Source organism: Streptomyces sp. NPDC021012 (genome assembly GCF_044333355.1).
GTDB lineage: Bacteria > Actinomycetota > Actinomycetes > Streptomycetales > Streptomycetaceae > Streptomyces.
Window position 1 is genome coordinate 63,220 of record NZ_JBIRQU010000015.1, and the last position, 22,694, is coordinate 85,913.

Genomic DNA, 22,694 nt, shown 5'->3' on the forward strand with positions numbered 1-22,694 from the left:
CCGTGGGATCCACGGGGGCTTTTCCTGCGCGGTCCGGAGAATCAGCCGGCGAGGTTCACGCGGACTTCGACGTTCCCCCGGACCGCCTTCGAGTACGGGCAGCGCCCGTGGGCGGCGTCGGCGAGCCGCCGCGCCTCGGCGGCGTCGAGACCGGGCAGTTCGACGGTGAGGACCACCGACAGGTGGAAGCCGTCGTCCTCCTTGTGCAGTGCCACCTCGGCGGTCACGGTGTCGTCCGTGAGCGCGGTGCGGGACTCGCGCGCGGAGACCCGGAGCGCGCTGTGGAAGCAGGCGGCGTAGCCGGCGGCGAAGAGCTGCTCGGGGTTGGTCGCGGTGCCGGAGCCGCCGACGGCCTTGGGGCTCGACAGCGGCAGGTCGAGGAGCCCGTCGGAGGAGCGCACGGCGCCGTTGCGCCCGTCCCCGGTGGAGGTGACCTCGGCGGTGTAGACGACGGCCATTCTTCATGCCTTTCGACAGCGGAGAAGGGGGAATTCCCCCAGTCTCCGGCGCCGCCGAATTCCCGGCGCTACGGACCTCCGCAGTCCTTTCCGGAGCGCAGCCGAATAGCGTGGAGGAATCACCGACCAATGAATTCGAGGGAGTTGGCCATGGCGGGACCGCTGACCGGAGTACGCGTACTGGAATTCGCGGGCTCGGCGCCCACCGCGTTCGTCGGCACCGTCCTGTCCGGTCTCGGCGCCGACGTCGTACGCGTCGACAGGGCGCCCGCCGCCCCGCTCGCCCACGACGCCGAACGCCCCCCGGAGAACCCGCTCTCCCGGGGCCGCCGCTCCGTCGCCCTCGACCTCAAGAGCCCCGAAGGGGTCGAGCGGGCGCTCCGACTCGCCGAGCACGCCGACCTCCTCGTCGAGGGCTTCCGCCCCGGCGTCGCCGACCGCCTCGGCATCGGCCCCGAGGCGGCCCTCGCCCGCAACCCGCGCCTGGTGTACGGGCGGCTCAGCGGCTGGGGCGGCGAGGGCGAGTGGGCCGGACGCGCCGCCCACGACCTCGCGGTCCTGGCCCTGACCGGCGCCCTCGACACCGACCCCGCGACCGGGGCGCCGGTGCCGCCCCCCACCGCGTACCTCTCCAGCTTCGCCGGCGGAGCCAACGCCCATGTGCACGGGCTGCTCGCCGCCCTCCACGAGCGGGAGCGCTCGGGCCGGGGCCAGGTCGTCGACACCGCCCTCGCGGACGGCGCCGCCCTGATCGCCACCCTCGTCCACCAGTGGCGCGCGGTCCCCGGCAACCACACCGTCACCGACGCCCCGCACTACACCTTTTACGCCGCCGCCGACGGCCTCCACCTCGCCGTCGCCGCCATCGAACCCCGCCTCTACCAGAACCTCCTGGAGCAGCTGGGCCTGGCGGAGGCGGACGGGCTCCCCGACCGAGCCGACCCGGCCGCCTGGCCCGAGCTGCGCGCCCTTCTCGCCGCCCGCTTCGCCACCGAGGACCGCGCGCACTGGGTCAAGGCCTTCGACGCCGTGGACGCGGGCGTGGCCCCCGTCCTGACCGCCGAGGAAGCCGCCCGGCACCACCAGCTGGCCGCGCGCGGCGCCTTCGTGGAGATCGGCGGCACCCTCCAGCCCGCCCCCGCCTCCCGCTTCGACCGCACCCCGTCCGACACCCCGGGCCGCGCCCCGCTCCCCGGCGAGCACACGGACGAGGTCATCGCGGAGTGGTCTCAGGCCTCCAGGTAGCGCGGCCCGGCCGGGATCCGCCGGGCTCAGGCCTCCAGGTAGCGCAGCACCGCCAGGATCCGGCGGCTGTAGCCGTCGGTCCGGTGCAGCTCCAGCTTGTCGAAGACCGCGTTGAGGTACTTCTCCACCGCGCTCAGCGACAGGTGCAGCTGCCGCGCGATGGCCGCGTTCGTGTAGCCCTGGGCCAGCACCTCCAGGACCTCCCGCTCGCGCGGGGTGAGCCGGGCCAGCGGATCGGCGTGGGCGCTGCGCACGACGAGCTGGTGCACGACCTCCGGGTCGATCGCCGCCCCGCCCGCGTGGATCCGCTCCAGCGCGTCGAGGAACTCCTCGACCTGCGCCACCCGGTCCTTGAGGAGGTAGCCGACCCGCTCCGCGCCGGCGGCGAGCAGCCGGGCCGCGTAGCTGCGCTCGACGTACTGGGAGAGCACGAGCACCCCCGTCTCCGGCAGCCGCTCGCGGATCTCCACGGCGGCCCGCAGCCCCTCGTCGGTGTGGGTGGGCGGCATCCGGATGTCGGCGACCACGACGTCCGGGCGCCGCGCCTCCACCTCGGCGACGAGGGTCCCGGCGTCGCCGAACGCGGCGAGCACCTCGTGGCCCTCCTCGACGAGCAGCCGCACCAGGCCCTCCCGCAGCAGGGTCGAGTCCTCGGCCAGGATCACGCGCACGGCAGCTCCGCGACAAGAGTGGTGGGTCCCCCGAGGGGGCTGTCGACGTACAGGGTCCCGTCCAGCGCGGCGACCCGGCTGCGCAGCCCGGTGAGCCCGCTGCCCGCCGGGTCCGCGCCGCCCCGGCCGTCGTCCTCGACCCGCACCGACAGCAGCGGGCCGACGCGCGCCACGTGGACGGAGACGGCGGAGGCGGCGGAGTGCTTGGCGGCGTTCGTGACGGCTTCCGAGACCACGAAGTACGCGGCGGTCTCGACCGCCGGGGGCAGCGGCGCGTCCCCCGCCTCGAAGCGGACGCGCAGCGGGATCCCGCAGCGCTGCGCCACCCCGCCGAGCGCCTCTTCGAGCCCCAGGCTGTCGAGGGCCGCGGGATACACCCGCCAGGCCACGTCCCGCAGCTCCGCCAGCACGTCCTGGGCCTCCCGGTGTGCCTGCCGCAGCAGGGCGTCGGCCTGCTCCGGGTCGCGCTCCCGGCCCCGCCGCGCCCGGCCGAGCAGCATGGCCAGGGCCACGAGCCGCTGCTGGACGCCGTCGTGGAGGTCGCGCTCGATGCGCCGGCGCTCGGTGTCCACGGCCTGGACCACGGCGGCCCGGCTGAGGGCGAGCTCGTCGATGCGCCGCCGCAGCAGCTCCTGCTCGGACGGCCCGAAGCACGCGCGCGCGAGGCGGGCGTCGAGCGCGGTCAGCGCGTACAGCCCCTGGACGTCGAGGAAGAGCAGGACGCCGCCGAGGAGCAGCTGACCGAGGAGTTCGGCCCAGCCGAGCGAGCCGCGGACCAGGCCCCGGACGAGCAGGACGGCCAGGACCTCGCCGAAGACGAGGAGCCCGAGGACGATCCCGGTCACCAGACCGGCGCCCACGCGGGCCGCGAGGTAGCGGAGGAGCCGCCGCTCGGGGACCTCGTACGGGCCGGGGAACCGGTCGCCGAAGAAGACCGAGCGGCGGCCGCGCTCCAGGCCGGCGAGCCACCGGGCCCCGCCCATCAGGACGGGCCGGGCGCGGGGCCACAGCAGGAAGGGTCCGAGGACGGCACCGGAGACCAGGAGGAGGAGGGAACTGAGGCAGCCGAGCAGCACGCCGACGAACCGCCGGCCCGCCGAAGCCTCCCCCTCGCCCCCTCGCATGGTCCCGGAGCCTACTTCGTACGGTACGGGTGCCCGCTCCCCGGTCACGAGGCACGGCGGTGCCGGGCCCGCCCGCGCCCCCGGAGCCGTACGGCGAGGAACGCGGCCACGGCCACGAGGACCAGCACCAGGACGGCCTTGGACAGCACGCCCACGTACCCCTCGACCAGGTCCCAGCGGTCCCCGAGCCAGTAACCGGCCATGACGAGGATGCTGTTCCAGATCAGACTGCCGGCGGTCGTCAGCGTCACGAACACGTGCATCGGCATCCGCTCGACCCCGGCGGGGACGGAGATCAGACTCCGGAAGATGGGCACCATCCTCCCCAGGAACACCGCCTTGGTGCCGTGCCGGGCGAACCACCGCTCGGTGCGCTCCAGATCGGAGACCTTCACCAGCGGCAGCCGGGCCCAGAGCGCATGCATCCGCCGCTGCCCGAAGAGCGCGCCGATCCAGTAGAGGGCCACCGCCCCGACCACCGAACCCAGCGTCGTCCAGAACAGCGCCGAGGCGAGGCTCAGCACCCCCTGCCCGGCGGCGAAGCCCGTCAGGGGCAGGATCACCTCGCTGGGCAGCGGCGGGAACAGGTTCTCCAGCGCGATGGCGAGCCCGGCACCGGGCCCGCCCAGCGTGTCGACGAGCCCCGCGGCCCATCCGGCGAACCCGCCGGCGGGCTCCCCGTCCAGGGCCAGGGCGGAGTGGGAGACGAGCGAGATGATCGGCACGGCGGATCTCCAGGACGACGATCGGCTTCCCGGGGCCCTCCGCCCCGGCACCGTCCACGCTAGAAATCCCACCTCATCCCCGGTACGAGGCTTCCCACCCGCCCTCCCTGCGGAAAACCGCAGGGGCGGGCCGGGCTCCCGCGCGGGACGGGGGGCGCCTGCGGACCGCCTACCCTTGGACGCATGACGAGCAGCAGCGACCGGAGCACCGCAGTGAGCGTTGACGGCACCAAGACCTACGAGATCCGCACCTACGGGTGCCAGATGAACGTCCACGACTCCGAGCGGCTCTCCGGTCTGCTGGAAGAGGCGGGTTACGTCAGGGCCCCCAAGGGCGCGGACGGCGACGCCGACGTCGTCGTCTTCAACACCTGCGCGGTCCGCGAGAACGCCGACAACAAGCTCTACGGCAACCTCGGCCGGCTCGCCCCCATGAAGACCACGCGCCCCGGCATGCAGATCGCCGTCGGCGGCTGTCTCGCCCAGAAGGACCGCGACACCATCGTCAAGAAGGCCCCCTGGGTCGACGTGGTCTTCGGCACGCACAACATCGGCAAGCTGCCGGTCCTCCTGGAGCGCGCCCGCGTCCAGGAGGAGGCGCAGATCGAGATCGCCGAGTCCCTGGAGGCCTTCCCCTCCACGCTGCCGACCCGCCGCGAGTCCGCCTACGCCGCCTGGGTCTCGATCTCCGTCGGCTGCAACAACACCTGCACCTTCTGCATCGTCCCCGCCCTGCGCGGCAAGGAGGAGGACCGCCGTCCCGGCGACATCCTCGCCGAGATCGAGGCGCTCGTCGCCGAGGGCGTCTCCGAGATCACCCTGCTCGGCCAGAACGTCAACGCGTACGGCTCCGACCTGGGCGACCGCGAGGCCTTCTCCAAGCTGCTGCGCGCCTGCGGCCAGATCGAGGGCCTGGAGCGCGTCCGCTTCACCTCCCCGCACCCCCGCGACTTCACCGACGACGTCATCGCGGCCATGGCCGAGACGCCGAACGTCATGCCGCAGCTGCACATGCCGCTCCAGTCCGGCTCGGACTCGATCCTCAAGGCCATGCGCCGCTCCTACCGGCAGGAGCGTTTCCTCGGCATCCTCGAGAAGGTCCGCGCGTCCATCCCGCATGCGGCCATCTCCACCGACATCATCGTGGGCTTCCCCGGCGAGACCGAGGAGGACTTCGAGCAGACCATGCACACCGTCCGCGAGGCCCGCTTCGCGAACGCCTTCACCTTCCAGTACTCCAAGCGCCCCGGCACCCCGGCCGCGACCATGGAGGGCCAGATCCCGAAGGAGGTCGTGCAGGCGCGGTACGAGCGCCTGGTCGCCCTCCAGGAGGAGATCTCCTGGGAGGAGAACAAGAAGCAGGTCGGTCGCGTCCTGGAGGTCATGGTCGCCGAGGGCGAGGGCCGCAAGGACGGCGAGACCCACCGCCTCTCGGGCCGCGCCCCCGACAACCGGCTCGTCCACTTCACCAAGCCGGCGGAGGACGTCCGCCCCGGCGACGTCGTGACCGTCGAGATCACCTACGCGGCCCCGCACCACCTCCTCGCCGAGGGCGAGGTCTCCTCGGTCCGCCGCACCCGCGCCGGCGACGCCTGGGAGAAGCGCACCGCCGCCCCCAAGCCCACCGGCGTCCTCCTCGGCCTCCCGAAGATCGGCGCCCCGGCCCCCCTGCCCCCGGCCGAGACCCCGGCCTGCGGCACCCACTGACCGGAACCCGCGCGGGCGGTGCGCTTCGCTCACGACGAGAAAGCCACCGCCCCGCACAGTAGGCTGCCGATCATGCTTGTCGCCGCAGCCGTCTGCCCCTCCCCGCCCCTCCTCCTCCCCGAGGTCGCGACCGGCGCCGCCCCCGAGCTCGACGCCGCGCGGACGGCCTGCGCGGACGCCGTCGGGCTGCTCGCCGCGGCCCGCCCCGACCGGCTGTACGTCGTCGGGTCCGCCGGCGAGGGCGCGCACGGCGTCTACCCGGCCGGCGCGAAGGGCTCCTTCGCCGGATTCGGCGTCGACCTCTCCGTACGGCTGGGGGAGGGGCAGGCCGACGGCGACGCCCGCCCCCTCCCCGCCTCCCTCGCCGTGGGCGCCTGGCTCCTCGACCGCGCCCGATGGGCCGACGCGCCGATCGAGGGCCTGGCCGTGGCCGGGTCGGCGCCGGCCGACGACTGCGCCGCCACCGGCCGCCGGCTCGCCGCCTCGGCCGAACGCGTCGCCCTCCTGGTGATGGGCGACGGCAGCGCCCGCCGGACCGTGAAGGCCCCGGGCTACCTGGACGAGCGGGCCGCCGGCTTCGACGCGGAGGCCGCCCGGGCGCTCGGCACGGCCGACGCCGCCGCGCTGCTCGCGCTGGACGCCGGGCTGGCCGAGGAGCTGCAGGCGGCCGGCCGCGCCCCCTGGCAGGTCCTCGCGGGCGCCGCCGAGGGCGCGGGGCTCGACGGCCGCCTGCTCTTCGAGGACGCCCCGTACGGCGTGGGCTACTTCGTGGCGGCCTGGTCCTGAGTCCTAAGGGCCTGAGGCCCGAGTACCTGAGGCCCTAGTCCTGAGGCCCGAGTACCTGAGGCCCGAGTCCTGAGGACCGGGGACGACGGGCGTCAGGCGGCCGGCGGCGGTGTCGCGCCACCGCTCCCGGGCGTGCCGTCGTCCTTGTGACCGATCCGGTCGATGGCCTCCTTGGCCTTCCCCGTACCGGACTGGATCTTGTCGCTGTACTTGCCCTTGGTCTTCGTGTCGACCATCTTCGCGGCCTTGTCCAGGCCGTGGTCGATCTTCTCCCCGTGCTGCTGCGCGAGGTCGGCGACCTTGTCCTTGGCCGGGGCGAGCTTGGCCTTCAGCGAATCCAGGAGACCCATGGGGCACCTTCCCTCCACGGGCCGGGAGCCCGTGTTCCGTGTCCCGCCACTGACGGCGAAACGTTGCGAAACGCCCATATCCACTCCATAGCGTACTCGGACGAAGCGGCTCCGTGGTGGGCAGCGGCCGGAACCCCGTCGCGGGCGACGGGCAGGGCGGGAGGTTTGCGAGACTGGGGCGGTGAGAAGCGCAGCTCCCGCCCCGCGGGTCATCGCCGTCGTCGGCCCCACGGCAGCCGGAAAGTCCGATCTGGGTGTATTCCTGGCCCAGCAGCTCGGCGGCGAGGTCGTCAACGCCGACTCGATGCAGCTCTACCGGGGGATGGACATCGGGACCGCCAAGCTGACGCTGGAGGAGCGCGGCGGCGTCCCGCACCACCTCCTCGACATCTGGGACGTCACCGAGGCCGCCAGCGTCGCCGAGTACCAGCGGCTCGCCCGCGCCGAGATCGACCGGCTGCTCGCCGCCGGCCGCACCCCGGTCCTCGTCGGCGGTTCCGGGCTCTACGTACGGGGGGCCGTCGACGCCCTGGAGTTCCCCGGCACCGACCCCGCCGTCCGGGCCCGCCTGGAGGCCGAACTGGAGGAGCGCGGCTCCGGCGTCCTGCACGCCCGGCTCACCGAGGCCGACCCCGAGGCGGCCCGCGCGATCCTGCCCAGCAACGGACGCCGCATCGTCCGGGCCCTGGAGGTGATCGAGATCACCGGCAAGCCCTTCACCGCCAACCTGCCGGGTCCCGACTCCGTCTACGACACCGTCCAGATCGGCGTCGACGTGGCCCGCCCCGAGCTCGACGAGCGGATCACCACGCGCGTGGACCGGATGTGGGAGGCCGGCCTCGTCGACGAGGTGCGCGCCCTGGAGGCGCAAGGGCTGCGCGAGGGCCGCACGGCGGCCCGCGCCCTCGGCTACCAGCAGGTGCTCGCGGTGCTCGCGGGGGAGTGCACCGAGGACGAGGCGCGCGCCGAGACCGTGCGGGCCACGAAGCGCTTCGCCCGCCGCCAGGACTCGTGGTTCCGCCGCGACCCGCGCGTGCACTGGCTCAGCGGAGCCGCCGATCACCGCGGGGAACTCCCGCGGGAGGCGCTGTCGTTGGTCGAACGAGCGGTTACAGCCTGATCACGTGATGGCATCGGGACGCACTGCCCGTCATTTCGGCGGTCATGAGCGTGCCATCATCGAGCATCGATCGACCAAGTGAAGTCCGAGTGGGGAGGGCGCGTGGCGATGGAGGCCGGCCCTCGCGACAGAGAACAGCACGAGGCGGCCCTGGGTGACCCGACGGCGGATCCGTCGGGCGACACGCCGGGCCACCCGCACCCGACGGACGACGCCCCCCTCGGGGCCCCGGGGCTGACCCCGGACGGTCCCGACGACGCCGTGGGCACCACCGTCGATGTCGACGCCGACGAGGTCGAGGTCGAGCTCCGCCCCCAGCGTCGGCTGCGGATCTGGCAGCTCGCCCCGATCGTGGGCCTGGCCGCCGTCGGCTCGCTGATGTTCGCGTTCCCGCTCGCCTTCGGCTCGGGGGACGGCGGCGCCGTCGTCGCCATGCTCGGCCTCCTCATCAGCTCCTGCGCGGCGGGCTGGGGCATGATGGCCGCCCGCAAGGTCGGCTACACCTGGCCGGGACTCCCCCCGCGCGGCTCGGGCGAGCGCCCCGACTGGCGCGTTCTCGCCCTGTACCTGTCGACCATCGCCGCCCTCGTGACCCTCGCCGTCTGGCGCGTCGCCCGCCTCCGCTGAACGACCCGCGGGCCCGGGGCCCACGCGCTACGGGGGCCTCCCCCCCCCGCACGGTCCGGGAGGCGTTCCGGATGCTCCGGCCCCCACGCGCTACGGGGCCTCCGCCCGCAGGGAGCCTGGGTCGATCCGGTGCCCATGACGGGCCCGCGCGTTACGGGGTCCTCGCCCGTGGCGAAGCCCGGCTCGACCCGGTCCCCATGACGGGCCCGCGCCACGGGGTCCTCCGCCCGTACGGAGCCCGGCTCACCCCGGTCCCCATGACGGGCCCGCGCCCGTGCGGTGCCGCTCGCCTCGTGCTGGGCTCGGCGCGGGCCCGGGCGGAGAGGGGCCAGGGGCGGATGAGGCCGGAGCGGGCCCGGGGTGGTGGGACCGGCCTGTGGACAGGGCGGGTCCCGGGCGGGCCGGCCCCGTACAGTTGATCGCGTGACCAGCACGCAGACCTCAGCAATCCCCTTCCTCAAGGGCCACGGCACCGAGAACGACTTCGTGATCGTCCCCGACGCGGAGAACGCGGTCGACCTGCCCGCCGCCGTCGTGGCGCGGCTCTGCGACCGCCGGGCCGGCATCGGGGGCGACGGGCTGCTGCACGTCGTGCGCAGCGCCGCCCACCCCGACGCGCGCCACCTGGCCGACGAGGCCGAGTGGTTCATGGACTACCGCAACGCCGACGGCTCGGTCGCCGAGATGTGCGGGAACGGCGTCCGGGTCTTCGCCCGCTACCTGGAGCACGCGGGACACGTCACCGCCGGCGAGGTCGCCGTCGCCACCCGCGGCGGCGTCAAGCACGTCCACCTGGACAAGGACGGCTCCGTCACCGTCGCCATGGGCCGCGCCGTCCTCCCCGAGGCCGGCGTCACCGTCACCGTCGACGGCCGCAGCTGGCCCGCGCGCAACGTGAACATGGGCAACCCGCACGCGGTCGCCTTCGTCGAGGACCTCGCCCACGCCGGGAACCTGTACGACGAGCCGCCGTACGAGCCCGCCGCGGTCTACCCGGACGGGGTGAACATCGAGTTCGTCGCCGACCGGGGCCCCCGCCACGTCGCCATGCGCGTCCACGAGCGCGGCGCCTCCGAGACCCGCTCCTGCGGCACCGGCGCCTGCGCCGTCGCCGTCGCCACCGCCCGCCGGGACGGCCTCGACCCCGCCGAGAGCGGCACCCCCGTCACGTACACCGTGGACGTGCTCGGCGGGACCCTGGTCATCACCGAGCACCCCGACGGCCGCATCGACATGACGGGCCCTGCCGTCATCGTCGCCGAGGGCACCGTCGACCCGGAGTGGCTGACGGCCGGCTGACGCCCGACGCGTGATCGCGCGCGGCGGAATCGAAACTGTCAACGACTGATTTGTCGCTCGAATGGGTGATCCGATTCACGCTGAGCGAGAGCGTGACTGCGCCACGTGGTGGGGTCGGTAGCATCAAGCACCGGCCCCCCGGGCACGCCTGGCCCGCCCACCGCCGGTCGATTCCGCCGGAGGTGCCCCATGAGCGCAGAGGCCACCAACCCCGAGGCCGCCCCCACCGACGTGACCGTCCGCAGGCGCGGACGCGCCCGGATCGATCTGCGCCGCCTCGGCCGCGCCGCCCTGCTGAACGCCACCGCCGGACCGGCGCCCCGTGACCGGCTGCCCGACGCCATCAGCCACGTGGCGGAGGCGCACCGCGCCCACCACCCCGAGGCCGACCTGACGGTGCTCGGCCGGGCGTACGCCCTCGCCGAGTCATCGCACCGCGGCCAGTTCCGCAAGAGCGGCGAGCCGTACATCACCCACCCGCTCGCCGTCACCCTCATCCTCGCCGAACTCGGCGCGGAGACCACCACCCTGACCGCCTCCCTCCTCCACGACACCGTCGAGGACACCGAGGTGACGCTCGACCAGGTGCGCCGCGAGTTCGGCGACGAGGTCGCCTACCTCGTCGACGGCGTCACCAAGGTCGAGAAGATCGACTACGGCGCCGCCGCCGAGCCCGAGACCTTCCGCAAGATGCTCGTCGCCACCGGCAGCGACGTCCGCGTCATGTCGATCAAACTCGCCGACCGCCTCCACAACATGCGCACCCTCGGCGTGATGCGCCCCGAGAAACAGGCCCGGATCGCCAAGGTCACCCGCGACGTCCTCATCCCGCTCGCCGAGCGGCTCGGCGTCCAGGCCCTCAAGACCGAGCTGGAGGACCTCGTCTTCGCGATCCTCCACCCCGAGGAGTACGAGACCACCCGCGCGCTCATCGCCGGCCACCCCGGCGCCGCCGACGAGCTCGGCGCCGTCGCCGAACAGGTCACCGCCGTCCTGCGCGAGGCCGGCATCGGCGCCGAGGTCCTCGTCCGCCCCCGGCACTTCGTCTCCGTCCACCGCGTCCGCCTCAAGCGCGGCGAGCTGCGCGGCTGCGACTTCGGGCGGCTCCTCGTCCTCGTCGCCGAGGACGCCGACTGCTACGGGGTCCTCGGCGAGCTCCACACCTGTTTCACCCCGGTGATCTCCGAGTTCAAGGACTTCATCGCGGCCCCCAAGTTCAACCTCTACCAGTCCCTGCACACCGCGATCGCGGCCCCCGACGGTGCCGTCGCCGAGGTCCTCATCCGCACCCACCGGATGCACAAGGTCGCCGAGGCCGGAGTCGTCGCCCTCGGCAACCCCCACGTGGGCCAGGAGTCGGACGGCCCCGGCGTCCAGACCGAAGACGGCGAGCGCATCGACCCCACCCGCCCCGGCTGGCTCTCCCGCCTCCTCGACTGGCAGCAGTCGGCCCCCGACCCCGACACCTTCTGGACCTCGCTCCGCGCCGACCTCGCCGAGGACGACGAGATCACCGTCTTCCGCGCCGACGGCAGCGCCCCCGGCACGATCAGCCTGCCCGCCGGCGCCAGCTGTATCGACGCCGCCTACGCGCAGCACGGCGAGGCCGCCCACGGCTGCCTCGGCGCCCGCGTCAACGGCCGCCTCGCGCCGCTGAGCACCGTCCTCGGCGACGGCGACACCGTCCAGCTGCTCCTCGCCCAGGACACCGTCTCCGGGCCCTCCCCGGAGTGGCTGGACCACGCCCGCACGCCCGCCGCCCGGATCGCGATCACCGGCTGGCTCCAGGCCCACCCCGAGAGCGCCGCACCGCCCGCCGCCCCCACCGACCCCCGGCCGCAGCCCAGCGTCCCCGCCGACCGCCGCCCCGGCGCCGAACTCCACGCCGACCTCGACGGCGAGCCGCCCGCCGCCGTCCGCCCGGCGGGCTGCTGCACCCCCGTACCGCCCGACGAGATCACCGGCTTCCGGGTGCGCGGCGGATCGGTCACCGTCCACCGCGCCCGCTGCTCCGCCGTCGACGCCATGCGCCGCCTCGGCCGCGAGCCCGTCACCGTCCGCTGGGGCGACACCCCCCAGGGCCGCGTCACCCTCCTCGCCGAGTCCTTCGGACGGCCCGGCCTCCTCGCCGACCTCACCGAGGCCATCGCCGCCTCCGGCGCCGCCGTCGTCTCCGCGAACGTCGAGCCCCCCAGCGAACAGCGAGTCCGCCACACCTACACCCTCCACCTCCCCGACGCCTCCGGCCTCACCGCCCTCATGAAGGCCATGCGCGACGTCCCCGGCGTCTACGACGTCACCCGCGCCCGCCACACGGGCGGCCTGAACTGACCCTGCGACCCCGGCCACCGGCCACGCGCGGGACCCGAGCCGACGACCACCCCGGGTGACCGCCCTCGGACGAGAGCGCCCCCGGGCGACCGCCTCCCTGTGCCCGCCACGCGCGGCCTGATCCGACGCGCCGCTCCGGTCGCCGCCCACGCGCGGGACCCGAGCCGACGACCACCCCGGGTGACCGCCCTCGGACGAGAGCCCCCCCGGGCGACCGCCTCCCGGTGCCCGCCACGCGCGGCCTGGACCGACGCCGCAGTTCCGGTCGCCGCAGGCCGCGAGCGGGACCCGAGCCGACGACCGCCCCGGGTGACCGCCCTCGGGCGATCGCCTTCCGGCCCCGTCACGCGCGCCCCGAGCCGGCGCCGCCGTTCCGGTCGACCACTGCATGCGCGGCCCGAGCCGACCAGCGCCCTCAAGCGATCACCCCGGGCGGCGGCCCCCCCGTGCCCGTCACGCGCGTGGACCGAGCCGACGACCCCCTTCGGGTGGCCGGGCCGCGCGCCGCCCCGGCGTGTCGCGGCGGTCCTGGTAGCCGTAGGGCCAATCCTCCGGAAAGGCCCTGGCCCATGCCGCTCGTCCGAACCCCCCTGCCCCGCGCGCGGTGGCTCCGCTCCGCCGTCTTGGTCGCCGCCTCGGCGGGGCTCGTCGCCGCCGCGCTGCCCGCCCCCGCGCCGCTCGGCATCGGGGACCCGCTCTTCCCGCACCTCGGCAACCCCGGCTACGACGTCCTCGCGTACACCCTCGACCTCACCTACCCCGGGGTGAACACCAAGCCGCTCGCCGCCGTCACCCGCATCGACGCGCGCGCCACCGAGGACCTGGAGCGGCTCAACCTCGACTTCACCCACGGCACGGTCTCCGCCGTCACCGTCGACGGCCTGCCCGCCCGGTACACCGGCAGCGGCGAGGACCTGGTCGTCACCCCCCTCGTCCCGATCGACGCGGGGGAGGAGGTCGAGATCGCCGTCACCCACACCAGCGACCCCACCGGCCCCGCCGAAACCGGCGGCTGGGTCCGCACCGGCGACGGTCTCGCCATGGCCAACCAGGCCGACGCCGGCCACCGGGTCTTCCCCTCCAACGACCACCCCTCGGACAAGGCGTACTTCACCTTCCGCGTCACCGCCCCCAGCGAGCTCACCGTCGTCGCCAACGGCCTCCCCGAGGGCCGCGTCGACCACGGCGCCACCACCACCTGGACGTACCGCACCCGGCACCCCATGGCCACGGAGCTCGCCCAGGTCTCCATCGGCCGCTCCACCGTCGTCCACCGCGCCGGCCCCCACGGGCTGCCCGTACGGGACGTGGTCGCCACCGCCGACCGGCAGCTCATGGAGCCCTGGCTGCGCCGTACCCCCGGCCACCTGGAGTGGATGGAGAAGCAGGTCGGCCCGTACCCCTTCGAGACGTACGGGGTGCTCATCGCCGACGCGGACACCGGCTTCGAGCTGGAGACCCAGACCCTCTCGCTCTTCGAACGCGGCCTCTTCACCGAGCCCGTCTTCCCGGAGTGGTACGTCGACTCCGTCATGGTCCACGAGCTGGCCCACCAGTGGTTCGGCGACAGCGTCTCGCCCCGCGCCTGGTCAGACCTGTGGCTCAACGAGGGACACGCCAGCTGGTACGAGGCGCTGTACGCCGAGGAGACCGCCGGCAAGTCCCTGGAGCGGCGCATGAAGGCCGCGTACGCCTCCTCCGACGGCTGGCGCGCCGACGGGGGCCCGCCGGCCGCCCCCGAGCCCCCCTCGCCCGACCACAAGATCAGCCTCTTCCGGCCCGTGGTCTACGACGGCAGCGCCCTCGTCCTCTACGCGCTCCGCCAGGAGATCGGCACCGAGGCCTTCCAGCGCCTGGAGCGCCGCTGGGTCGCCGAGCACCGGGACGGCACCGCCACCACCGCCGACTTCGTCCGCCTCGCCGGCGAGGTCGCGGGACGGGACCTCACCGCCTTCCTCCACGCCTGGCTGTACGAGGCGAAGACCCCGCCGATGCCCGGCCACCCGGACTGGCGCAGCCGCCCCGCCGAGACCACGAGGACCGCACCGAAACCCCGGTGAGACCCCGGCGGGGACCGTACCGAAACCCGGGTGACGCCCCCGGCGCGGCCGTGTCACCATCTTCAGGTCGGCGACGCGGCCGCGGACGGGAATCTTCCGGCGCCCGCAGGCGTTGTGACCGGCACAGACACACATCTCCTCATCGACGTTAGGACCCAATGACCTCCTCTTCTTCCCCTTCCCAGGACGAGCAGAGCTTCGCGGAGACGAGCCGTACCGAGAGCCTTCGGGCCGATGCCCTGATGGAAGAGGACGTCGCCTGGAGCCACGAGATCGACGGAGAGCGGGACGGCGACCAGTTCGACCGCTCCGAGCGCGCGGCCCTGCGCCGCGTCGCGGGCCTCTCCACCGAGCTCGAGGACGTCACCGAGGTCGAGTACCGCCAGCTGCGCCTGGAGCGCGTCGTGCTGGTCGGTGTCTGGACCTCCGGGACGGTGCAGGACGCGGAGAACTCCCTCGCGGAGCTCGCCGCCCTCGCCGAGACGGCCGGCGCCCTCGTGCTCGACGGCGTGATCCAGCGCCGCGACAAGCCGGACCCGGCCACCTTCATCGGCTCGGGCAAGGCGCGCGAGCTGCGCGACATCGTGCTCGAGACCGGTGCCGACACCGTCGTCTGCGACGGCGAGCTCAGCCCCGGCCAGCTCATCGCCCTCGAAGACGTCGTCAAGGTGAAGGTGGTCGACCGGACCGCCCTCATCCTCGACATCTTCGCCCAGCACGCCAAGTCCCGAGAGGGCAAGGCGCAGGTCGCGCTCGCGCAGATGCAGTACATGCTGCCGCGACTGCGCGGCTGGGGCCAGTCGCTCTCCCGTCAGATGGGTGGCGGCGGCGGTGGCGGCATGGCCACCCGCGGTCCCGGTGAGACCAAGATCGAGACCGACCGGCGCCGCATCCGCGAGAAGATGGCGAAGATGCGCCGGGAGATCGCGGAGATGAAGACCGGCCGCGACATCAAGCGGCAGGAGCGGCGTCGCAACAAGGTGCCGTCGGTCGCCATCGCCGGATACACCAACGCCGGCAAGTCCTCCCTGCTCAACCGCCTGACGGGCGCCGGCGTGCTCGTGGAGAACGCGCTGTTCGCCACCCTCGACCCGACCGTCCGCCGGGCCGAGACGCCCACCGGCCGGGTCTACACCCTGGCCGACACCGTCGGCTTCGTCCGGCACCTGCCGCACCACCTGGTCGAGGCGTTCCGCTCCACGATGGAGGAGGTCGCCGAGTCCGACCTCATCCTGCACGTCGTGGACGGCTCGCACCCCGCCCCGGAGGAGCAGCTGGCCGCCGTGCGCGAGGTCTTCCGCGACGTCGGCGCGGTGGACGTGCCGGAGATCGTCATCATCAACAAGGCCGACGCGGCCGACCCGCTGGTCCTCCAGCGTCTGCTGCGGATGGAGAAGCACTCCATCGTGGTCTCGGCCCGCTCGGGCCAGGGCATCGACGAGCTCCTCGCGCTCATCGACTCCGAGCTGCCGCGCCCGGAGGTCGAGCTGGAGGTCCTCGTGCCGTACACGCAGGGCGGTCTGGTCTCGCGGGTGCACGCCGAGGGCGAGGTGCAGTCCGAGGAGCACACCCCGGAGGGCACCCTGCTCAAGGCCCGGGTGCACGAGGAACTGGCGGCGCTGCTCGCGCCGTACGTCCCCGCCGCGCACTGATCCACGGCAGTACGACGAAGGGCGCTGCCCCCTCCCGATCAGGGAGGGGGCAGCGCCCTTCGTCATGGCACCGGGTCAGCGGGCGAACTTCTTGCTGACCATCTCGTGGACCGCCTTGGCGCCGCGACCCAGCTGCGGTCCGGCGAGCCAGCCGTTGCTGCCGGCCGGGCCGATCGACGTGTTCGACACGAGCGCCGTCTTGCCGTTCGGCAGCACGCGGAACCAGCCGCCGCCCGACGAACCGCCGGTCATCGTGCAGCCGATCCGGTACATCGTCGGCGTGGCCGGGGCCGTGGTGAGCCGCGTCGGCCGGTCGAGGCACTTGTGCATGATCATGCCGTTGTACGGAGGCGCCGCCGGGTAGCCCCAGGCGCCCATCGTCCCGGACTGCGCGGCCGTCGGCGCGGAGAAGTCGACGGGCAGGGCGGCGCCGACGGTCTCCTCCAGGGACTTCCCGCCGCGCTCCGGCTGCACGTGCAGCACGGCGTAGTCGTACGGCCAGGCCTGGTTGGTGCCGCCCGCGTTGATCCACTCGCCCGAGGTCACGGCCCAGTCGGCCCAGAACTGGCCGTACGGGTACACCTCCTGCGGCTGCGCGTTCTGGAGCGCGGCGGGGGACTTGCCCAGGTCGTTGAAGGCAGGGACGAAGGCGATGTTGCGGTACCAGCCGCCCTTCTGGCCCGCGTGGACGCAGTGGCCGGCCGTCCAGACCAGGTTGGACTTCCCGGGCCGGCGCGGGTCCTTCACGATGGTGCCGGAGCAGACCATGGAGCCCTCGGGCGAGTCGAAGAAGATCTTGCCGACCGGGGCCGCGTAGTTGTGGTACGGCGTCTTCTCGCGCTGCGCCTTGACGGGCCTGGGCGTCGGGTCGGTGCCACCGGTGCCGGCCTGCGCGGTGATCGTCTGGTCCGGGCTCTTCGCCGACTGCATGCGCGCCGGGTCCCAGAGTCCTTCGATGACCGGGTTGACGAAGTCCTGGGCCTCACGGAGCCAGGTGTCCTGGTCCCAGTTCTTCCACTCGCCGTTCTTCCACTTGTCCAGGTCGACGCCGTGCTTCTTGAGCTTGTCGGCGAGGTCCTTGGTCAGGTCGGAGCCGGCGTCGCCGCCGCCGCTGTCGGCGGCGGGTGCGGTGCTGCTCGCCGCGGCGGACGGCTTGCCGTCGGCCGGGGTCTCGGTGGGGCCGCAGGCCGTGGCGGTCAGCGCGAGCGCGGTGACCAGGCCGAGGGCGGCGGGTATGAGCCGTACAGAACGCATGAAGACATTCCCCGTTGGTATTGCCATGGACGTGTCATGAGCGGTGCACAGTATGCCCTTTGGGCCGGACACGGGTGGAGGCGGGACCCGACGGTCCCGCCTCCGTGTCACACCGTGCCTACTGCCCGGCGTACTTCTTGCTGACCTCGTCGTAGACGGCCTTGGCCTCCGGGCCGAAGCGCGGACCCGCGAGCCAACCCGCCGTCGACGGGCCGATCGAGGTGTTCGACACCAGCGCCGGCTTGCCGTCGGCACCCTCGGCGACCCAGCCGCCGCCGGACGAACCGCCGGTCATCGTGCAGCCGATCCGGTACATCGTCGGCTGCTCGGCCTTCAGGGACAGCCGGCCCGGCTTGTCCGTGCACTGGAACGCCTTCTGGCCGTCGAACGGCGGCGCCGCCGGGTAACCGGTCGCCGTCATGCTCGCGATCTTCGGCACCGCGGGGGCGTTGAAGTTCACCGGGAGCGCCGAACCGACCGTCTCCTCCAGCGACTTGCCCGAGGCACCCTTCTCCGGGGTCACCTTGATGACCGCGAAGTCGTACGGAGCGCCGGCGCCGCCGGTGGAAGCGCCCTCGGCGATCCACTGGTCGGAGGTCTTGACCCAGTCCGCCCACCACACGCCGTACGGGGCGATCTGCTCCCGCTTCGCCTTCTCCAGCGCGGAGGTCTCCATCGCCGAGTCGTTGTACGAGGGCACGAACGCGATGTTGCGGTACCAGCCGCCCTGCTTGCCCTTGTGCACGCAGTGCCCGGCCGTCCAGACCAGGTTGGACTTGCCCGGGTGCGCGGGGTCCTGCACGACCGTGGCCGAGCAGACCATCGAGCCCTCGGGGCTGTCGAAGAAGACCTTGCCGGACTCGGCGGCGTTGGCGTGGTACTTCGCCGCCACCGCCTTCGCCTTCACCGGGTCCGGAGTCGGGTCGGTGACACCCTTGTCGCCCGAGATGTCCTCCTCCTCGACCGGCTTGTCGGGACGCTCGGCCTCACGCATCCGGTCCGGGTCCCAGAGGTCCTCGATGATCGGGTTGACGAAGTCCTTGGCCTCACGCAGCCACTTGTCGCGGTCCCAGTTCTTCCATTCGCCGTTCCGCCACTTGTCGAGGTCGATCCCGTGCTCCTTCAGGCGCTCCTTCAGGTCCTCCGGAATCTTGATCTTGTTCGGGTCCAGGCTCACGGGCGCGACGGGCTTGTCTCCCCCCGCGTTCTCCTCGCTCGGACCGCAGGCGGTGACGGTGAGCGTCAGCGCCGCGACGGCGGAAGCCGCCATCAGCAGCGGACGAATCGATCGCATCTGGTGATCCCCCTGGGACTACGTCAACGTGTGCATGGGCGAACGGCGGCCGGTCCTCGCGGACACGGCCGACGGCCCCCACTATGCCGGTGCCGGAGGGGACGGTACGAGCCCCGTCCACGGTTCCGGACACCGTTCGACCGTTGCCGTGCCGTGATCCGGGACACGCCAAGTTCCTGCCTCCCGGCCCGTGATCCCCGGCAGTTCCCGTCGTTGGTACGTACGGGGGACACAACGGTGGCGTTCGGAACGGCCCTTGCGGCGGCTCCACGACGCCCCGATGTGCAACACAACTGTTACCGCGGGAGGACACCGAGCCGTGGCCGTGACCGAACCAGCTCCGGCCGTTTCACCGGCCGCGCGCACGCAGACCCGGCCGACGGACCAGAGCCAAGGGGGCGAGTACGAGGGCATCCTGCGCCGCCAGTCCCAGCGCGAGTCCGCCGCACGCACCTACGCCCGGTCCCTGCCGATCGTCCCCGTGCGGGCCCGGGGGCTGACCATCGAGGGCGCCGACGGCCGCCGCTACCTGGACTGCCTGTCCGGCGCCGGGACACTCGCCCTCGGCCACAACCACCCCGTGGTCCTGGAAGCCATCAGGAAGGTCCTCGACTCGGGGGCGCCCCTCCACGTCCTCGACCTCGCCACCCCCGTCAAGGACGCCTTCACCTCCGAACTGTTCGCCACCCTCCCCGGCGAACTCGCCGACGACGCCCGCATCCAGTTCTGCGGACCGGCGGGCACCGACGCCGTCGAGGCGGCCCTCAAGCTCGTCCGGACGGCCACCGGCCGGAGCGGGCTCCTCGCCTTCACCGGCGCCTACCACGGCATGACGGCCGGAGCCCTCGACGCCTCGGGAGGAGCGACCGACGTCCGCGTGACCCGGCTGCCCTACCCCCAGCAGTACCGCTGCCCCTTCGGCGTGGGCGGCGAGCGCGGCGCCGAACTGGCCGCCCACTGGACCGAGAACCTCCTCGACGACCCCAAGAGCGGCGTCACCACCCCCGCCGGAATGATCGTCGAGGCCGTCCAGGGCGAAGGCGGCGTCATCCCCGCCCCCGACGACTGGATGCGCCGGATGCGCCGCGTCACCGCCGACCGCTCCATCCCCCTGATCGTCGACGAGGTCCAGACCGGGGTCGGCCGCACCGGCACCTTCTGGGCCGTCGAGCACAGCGGCGTCGTGCCCGACGTCATGGTCCTCTCCAAAGCCATCGGCGGCTCCCTCCCCCTCGCGGTCATCGTCTACAGGTCGGCGCTCGACGCCTGGGAACCCGGCGCCCACGCCGGCACCTTCCGAGGCAACCAACTCGCCATGGCCGCCGGCACCGCCACCCTCGCGTACGTCCGCGAGAACAAGCTCGCCGAACGGGCCGGCACCCTCGGCGCCCACATCCTCGACCGGCTCCGCGGCCTCGCCACCGACCACCCCTGCGTCGGCGACGTCCGCGGCCGGGGCCTGATGATCGGCGTCGAACTCGTCGATCCCGACGCCGCCGGACCGCACGACACCGCACCGCCCCCCGCCCCCGCCCTGGCCCTCGCCGTCCAGCAGGAGTGCCTCGCCCGCGGACTCATCGTCGAACTCGGCGGCCGCCACTCGGCGGTGGTCCGGCTCCTGCCCCCGCTCACCCTCACCGACGAGCAGGCCACCGCCGTCCTCGACCGCTTCGCCGACGCCCTCGCCGCGGCCGAACGGGCCCACACCCCCCACCCGGCCCCGGCCCCCCGGCCCGCCGCCGCCCCGGCCCGCCCCCGCCCCACCCCCAAGGAAGCCCCGTGAACGCCACCCCCACCTCCCCGGCCCCCACCCCCCACAGCCCTGAGGCCCCCGGCTCGACCCCCCTCACCTCCAAGCCCTTCGCCCCCGACTCACTCACCCCCGAGCGGCTCGGCCCGGATCCACTCGCCTCTGAGACGCTCGGCCCTGACCCCCTCGGCCCCGAGGCACTCGACTCGGACGTGTTCGGTTCCAAGGCGTTCGGCCCGGATCCGCTCGACTCCGAGGCACTCGGCTCGGATGCGTTCGGCGCCGAGGCGTTCAGCCCGGATCCACTCGGCCCGGATCCACTCGGCCCTGATCCGCTCGGCCCCGACCGGCTCAGCAGGCTCGGCCCCGATCCGCTCGGCCCGGGGGCACGTGTTGCCGCAGAGCCCACCGTCCCGCGCCAGCACGCCGGGCCGTACGAGCCCCGGGCCCCCCGTCCGGGGCCGGCCGGCACCCCCGACCCGCTGGACGACCCCGACCCGCAGCGGGCCGCCGACGCGGCCGCCGTCGAGAACCTCCTTCGCTGCTGGGTCCGGGAGAAGAACCTCCCGGCCCCCGGCTCCACCACCCTGCGCATCCCCCTCGACGCCAGCGGCACCGCCCTCCTCGTCCCCGTCCGCTACTGGTCGTCCACCGGCTGGCACCGCTTCGGCGCCCCCGCCCTCGAAGGACTCCCGGCCTCGGCGCCGGCCGCCGACGCCGTCACGGTGGCCGCCCTGATCAGCCGGGAGACCGGCCGCCCCGAGGGCATCGAGCTCGTCGGCCGGGTCGCCGACTCCGCCCGCCGCACCGCCGACTTCCTGACCGAGCGCCGCCGCAGGCCCCAGCCGCACCCGGACGCCGACCTCTTCCTCGCCGCCGAGCAGTCCCTGCTGCTCGGGCACCCGCTCCACCCCACTCCCAAGAGCCGCGAAGGACTCTCCGAGGCCGAGGGGCGGATCTACTCACCCGAACTCCACGGCTCCTTCCCCCTCCACTGGTTCGCCGTCGACCGCACCCTCCTCGCCACCGACTCCGCCTGGACCGAACAGGGCCGGCCCGTCACCGCCGAACAACTCGCCTCGGGTCTCGCCGAAGGACTCGCGCTCCCCGCCGGCACCGCACCGCTGCCCCTGCACCCCTGGCAGGCCCGCGAACTCCTGCACCGCCCCGACGTCCGGGCCCTCCTCGACACCGGCCTCCTCCACGACCTCGGCCTCCACGGCAGCCCCTGGCACCCCACCTCCTCCGTCCGCACCGTGCACCGCCCGGGCGCCCGGGCCATGCTCAAGCTCTCCCTCGGCCTGCGCATCACCAACTCCCGCCGAGAGAACCTCCGCAAGGAACTCCACCGCGGCGTCGAGGTCCACCGGCTGCTCCGCACCGGCCTCGTCGACGAGTGGCAGGCCGCCCACCCGGGCTTCGACATCGTCCGCGACCCCGCCTGGCTCGCCGTCGACGCCCCCGACGGCACCCCCGTCCCCGGCCTCGACGTCATGGTCCGCCACAACCCCTTCGGGCCCGGCGACGACGCCGTCTGCATCGCCTCCCTCACGGCACCCCGCCCCTGGCCCGGAGCCACCACCATGCGCTCCCGGCTCGCCGACATCATCGGCCGGCTCTCCGCCCGCACCGGCCGCCCCACGACCGCCGTCGCCGCCGAGTGGTTCCTCCGCTACCTCGACCAGGTCATCCGCCCCGTCCTCTGGCTCGACGGCCACGCCGGCATCGCCCTGGAGGCCCACCAGCAGAACACCCTGGTGCTCCTGGACCCGGACGGCTGGCCGATCGGCGGTCGCTACCGCGACAACCAGGGCTACTACTTCCGCGAGTCCCACCGGGGCGAGCTGGAGAGCCGCCTCCCCGGCATCGGCGCCGACAGCGACACCTTCGTCTCCGACCAGGTCACCGACGAGCGCTTCGCCTACTACCTCGGCATCAACAACGTCCTCGGTCTGATCGGCGCCTTCGGCGCCCAGCACCTCGCCGACGAACGCGTCCTGCTCGCCGCCTTCCGCAGCTTCCTCACCTCCTCCACCAGCCTGGGCTCACCCCTTCCGCACCGGCTCCTGGAAGCCGCGACCCTGCGCACCAAGGCCAATCTCCTCACCCGCCTGCACGGCCTGGACGAGCTCGTCGGACCCGTCGACACCCAGTCCGTGTACGTCACCGTCACCAACCCCCTCCGTACCTGAAACCGCCGGCGGCGCCCACGCCCCGACCGCACCTCCGAGAGGAGAGCGA

The 22,694-nt window shown here is 73.8% G+C and carries 18 protein-coding genes; 11 read left to right on the forward strand and 7 right to left on the reverse strand.

Features of this window, described 5'->3' with window-relative positions; translation table 11 throughout:
- Positions 1–41: 41 nt before the first annotated feature.
- Positions 42–458, reverse strand: coding sequence for an organic hydroperoxide resistance protein (locus ACH4TP_RS34085; RefSeq protein ID WP_398190880.1), 417 nt, complete (start codon positions 456–458; stop codon positions 42–44).
- A 150-nt stretch (positions 459–608) separates the two neighbouring features.
- Here ACH4TP_RS34085 and ACH4TP_RS34090 point away from each other — a divergent pair, with 150 nt between their 5' ends.
- Entirely contained in the window at positions 609–1,703 is a 1,095-nt protein-coding gene (locus tag ACH4TP_RS34090; RefSeq protein ID WP_398440114.1) for a CaiB/BaiF CoA transferase family protein, read from the forward strand.
- Positions 1,704–1,729: 26 nt separating this feature from the next.
- Here the strand turns inward: ACH4TP_RS34090 and ACH4TP_RS34095 are convergent, their stop codons facing one another.
- Genes ACH4TP_RS34095 through ACH4TP_RS34105 form a run of 3 tightly spaced genes read right to left on the reverse strand, consistent with a single transcriptional unit; the run spans position 1,730 to position 4,223 of the window.
- Positions 1,730–2,374, reverse strand: coding sequence for a response regulator (locus ACH4TP_RS34095; protein WP_398190874.1), 645 nt, complete (start codon positions 2,372–2,374; stop codon positions 1,730–1,732).
- Positions 2,365–3,498 carry a sensor histidine kinase gene (locus ACH4TP_RS34100; RefSeq protein WP_398190871.1) on the reverse strand — a complete coding sequence of 378 codons (1,134 nt, stop codon included), beginning with the start codon at positions 3,496–3,498 and terminating at the stop codon, positions 2,365–2,367. The genes ACH4TP_RS34095 and ACH4TP_RS34100 overlap by 10 nt, the downstream gene beginning before the upstream one ends.
- 44 nt (positions 3,499–3,542) lie before the next feature.
- Positions 3,543–4,223, reverse strand: a complete 681-nt coding sequence (locus ACH4TP_RS34105) for a DedA family protein (protein ID WP_389236634.1) — start codon at positions 4,221–4,223, stop codon at positions 3,543–3,545.
- 183 nt (positions 4,224–4,406) lie between these two features.
- Between ACH4TP_RS34105 and miaB the strand changes: the two genes are divergently transcribed.
- Positions 4,407–5,930 carry a tRNA (N6-isopentenyl adenosine(37)-C2)-methylthiotransferase MiaB gene (gene miaB, locus ACH4TP_RS34110; RefSeq protein WP_389236636.1) on the forward strand — a complete coding sequence of 508 codons (1,524 nt, stop codon included), beginning with the start codon at positions 4,407–4,409 and terminating at the stop codon, positions 5,928–5,930.
- Positions 5,931–6,002: 72 nt separating this feature from the next.
- On the forward strand, positions 6,003–6,716 hold the full coding sequence (locus tag ACH4TP_RS34115; protein ID WP_389236638.1) for a class III extradiol dioxygenase subunit B-like domain-containing protein: 714 nt from the start codon (positions 6,003–6,005) through the stop codon (positions 6,714–6,716).
- Positions 6,717–6,808: 92 nt separating this feature from the next.
- On the opposite strand, the gene ACH4TP_RS34120 is transcribed toward ACH4TP_RS34115, so the two are convergent.
- Positions 6,809–7,066 (reverse strand): antitoxin, encoded by a 258-nt coding sequence (locus ACH4TP_RS34120; RefSeq protein WP_389236640.1) that lies wholly within the window; start codon positions 7,064–7,066, stop codon positions 6,809–6,811.
- A gap of 181 nt (positions 7,067–7,247) precedes the next feature.
- Here ACH4TP_RS34120 and miaA point away from each other — a divergent pair, with 181 nt between their 5' ends.
- The 6 genes from miaA to hflX all read left to right on the forward strand — a co-directional run bounded on the left by miaA (position 7,248) and on the right by hflX (position 16,155).
- Entirely contained in the window at positions 7,248–8,186 is a 939-nt protein-coding gene (gene miaA / locus ACH4TP_RS34125) for a tRNA (adenosine(37)-N6)-dimethylallyltransferase MiaA (protein WP_398440115.1), read from the forward strand.
- Positions 8,187–8,294: 108 nt separating this feature from the next.
- Positions 8,295–8,813 (forward strand): hypothetical protein, encoded by a 519-nt coding sequence (locus tag ACH4TP_RS34130; RefSeq protein WP_398440144.1) that lies wholly within the window; start codon positions 8,295–8,297, stop codon positions 8,811–8,813.
- Between the two features lie 423 nt (positions 8,814–9,236).
- A complete protein-coding gene (dapF, locus tag ACH4TP_RS34135) occupies positions 9,237–10,112 on the forward strand; it encodes a diaminopimelate epimerase (protein WP_389236644.1) in 876 nt (291 codons plus the stop codon).
- 189 nt (positions 10,113–10,301) lie between these two features.
- Positions 10,302–12,443 carry a RelA/SpoT family protein gene (locus tag ACH4TP_RS34140; RefSeq protein ID WP_398440116.1) on the forward strand — a complete coding sequence of 714 codons (2,142 nt, stop codon included), beginning with the start codon at positions 10,302–10,304 and terminating at the stop codon, positions 12,441–12,443.
- 569 nt (positions 12,444–13,012) lie between these two features.
- Positions 13,013–14,503 carry a M1 family metallopeptidase gene (locus ACH4TP_RS34145; protein WP_398190857.1) on the forward strand — a complete coding sequence of 497 codons (1,491 nt, stop codon included), beginning with the start codon at positions 13,013–13,015 and terminating at the stop codon, positions 14,501–14,503.
- A gap of 158 nt (positions 14,504–14,661) precedes the next feature.
- The gene (gene hflX, locus ACH4TP_RS34150; RefSeq protein WP_389236650.1) at positions 14,662–16,155 is read left to right on the forward strand and encodes a GTPase HflX; all 1,494 of its coding nucleotides are present in this window, start codon (positions 14,662–14,664) and stop codon (positions 16,153–16,155) included.
- A 75-nt stretch (positions 16,156–16,230) separates the two neighbouring features.
- Here hflX and ACH4TP_RS34155 read toward each other — a convergent pair whose 3' ends face one another.
- Together ACH4TP_RS34155 and ACH4TP_RS34160 are read right to left on the reverse strand one after the other, a co-directional pair.
- Positions 16,231–17,409, reverse strand: coding sequence for a trypsin-like serine peptidase (locus tag ACH4TP_RS34155; RefSeq protein ID WP_389236652.1), 1,179 nt, complete (start codon positions 17,407–17,409; stop codon positions 16,231–16,233).
- A 118-nt stretch (positions 17,410–17,527) separates the two neighbouring features.
- Positions 17,528–18,703, reverse strand: a complete 1,176-nt coding sequence (locus tag ACH4TP_RS34160; protein ID WP_389236654.1) for a trypsin-like serine peptidase — start codon at positions 18,701–18,703, stop codon at positions 17,528–17,530.
- Between the two features lie 319 nt (positions 18,704–19,022).
- On the opposite strand from ACH4TP_RS34160, the gene ACH4TP_RS34165 reads away from it, so the two are divergent.
- Both ACH4TP_RS34165 and ACH4TP_RS34170 read left to right on the forward strand, forming a co-directional pair.
- Positions 19,023–20,486 carry a diaminobutyrate--2-oxoglutarate transaminase gene (locus tag ACH4TP_RS34165; RefSeq protein ID WP_398440117.1) on the forward strand — a complete coding sequence of 488 codons (1,464 nt, stop codon included), beginning with the start codon at positions 19,023–19,025 and terminating at the stop codon, positions 20,484–20,486.
- Positions 20,483–22,645 (forward strand): IucA/IucC family protein, encoded by a 2,163-nt coding sequence (locus ACH4TP_RS34170; protein ID WP_398440118.1) that lies wholly within the window; start codon positions 20,483–20,485, stop codon positions 22,643–22,645. Before ACH4TP_RS34165 ends, ACH4TP_RS34170 begins: the two co-directional genes overlap by 4 nt.
- Positions 22,646–22,694 lie beyond the last annotated feature (49 nt).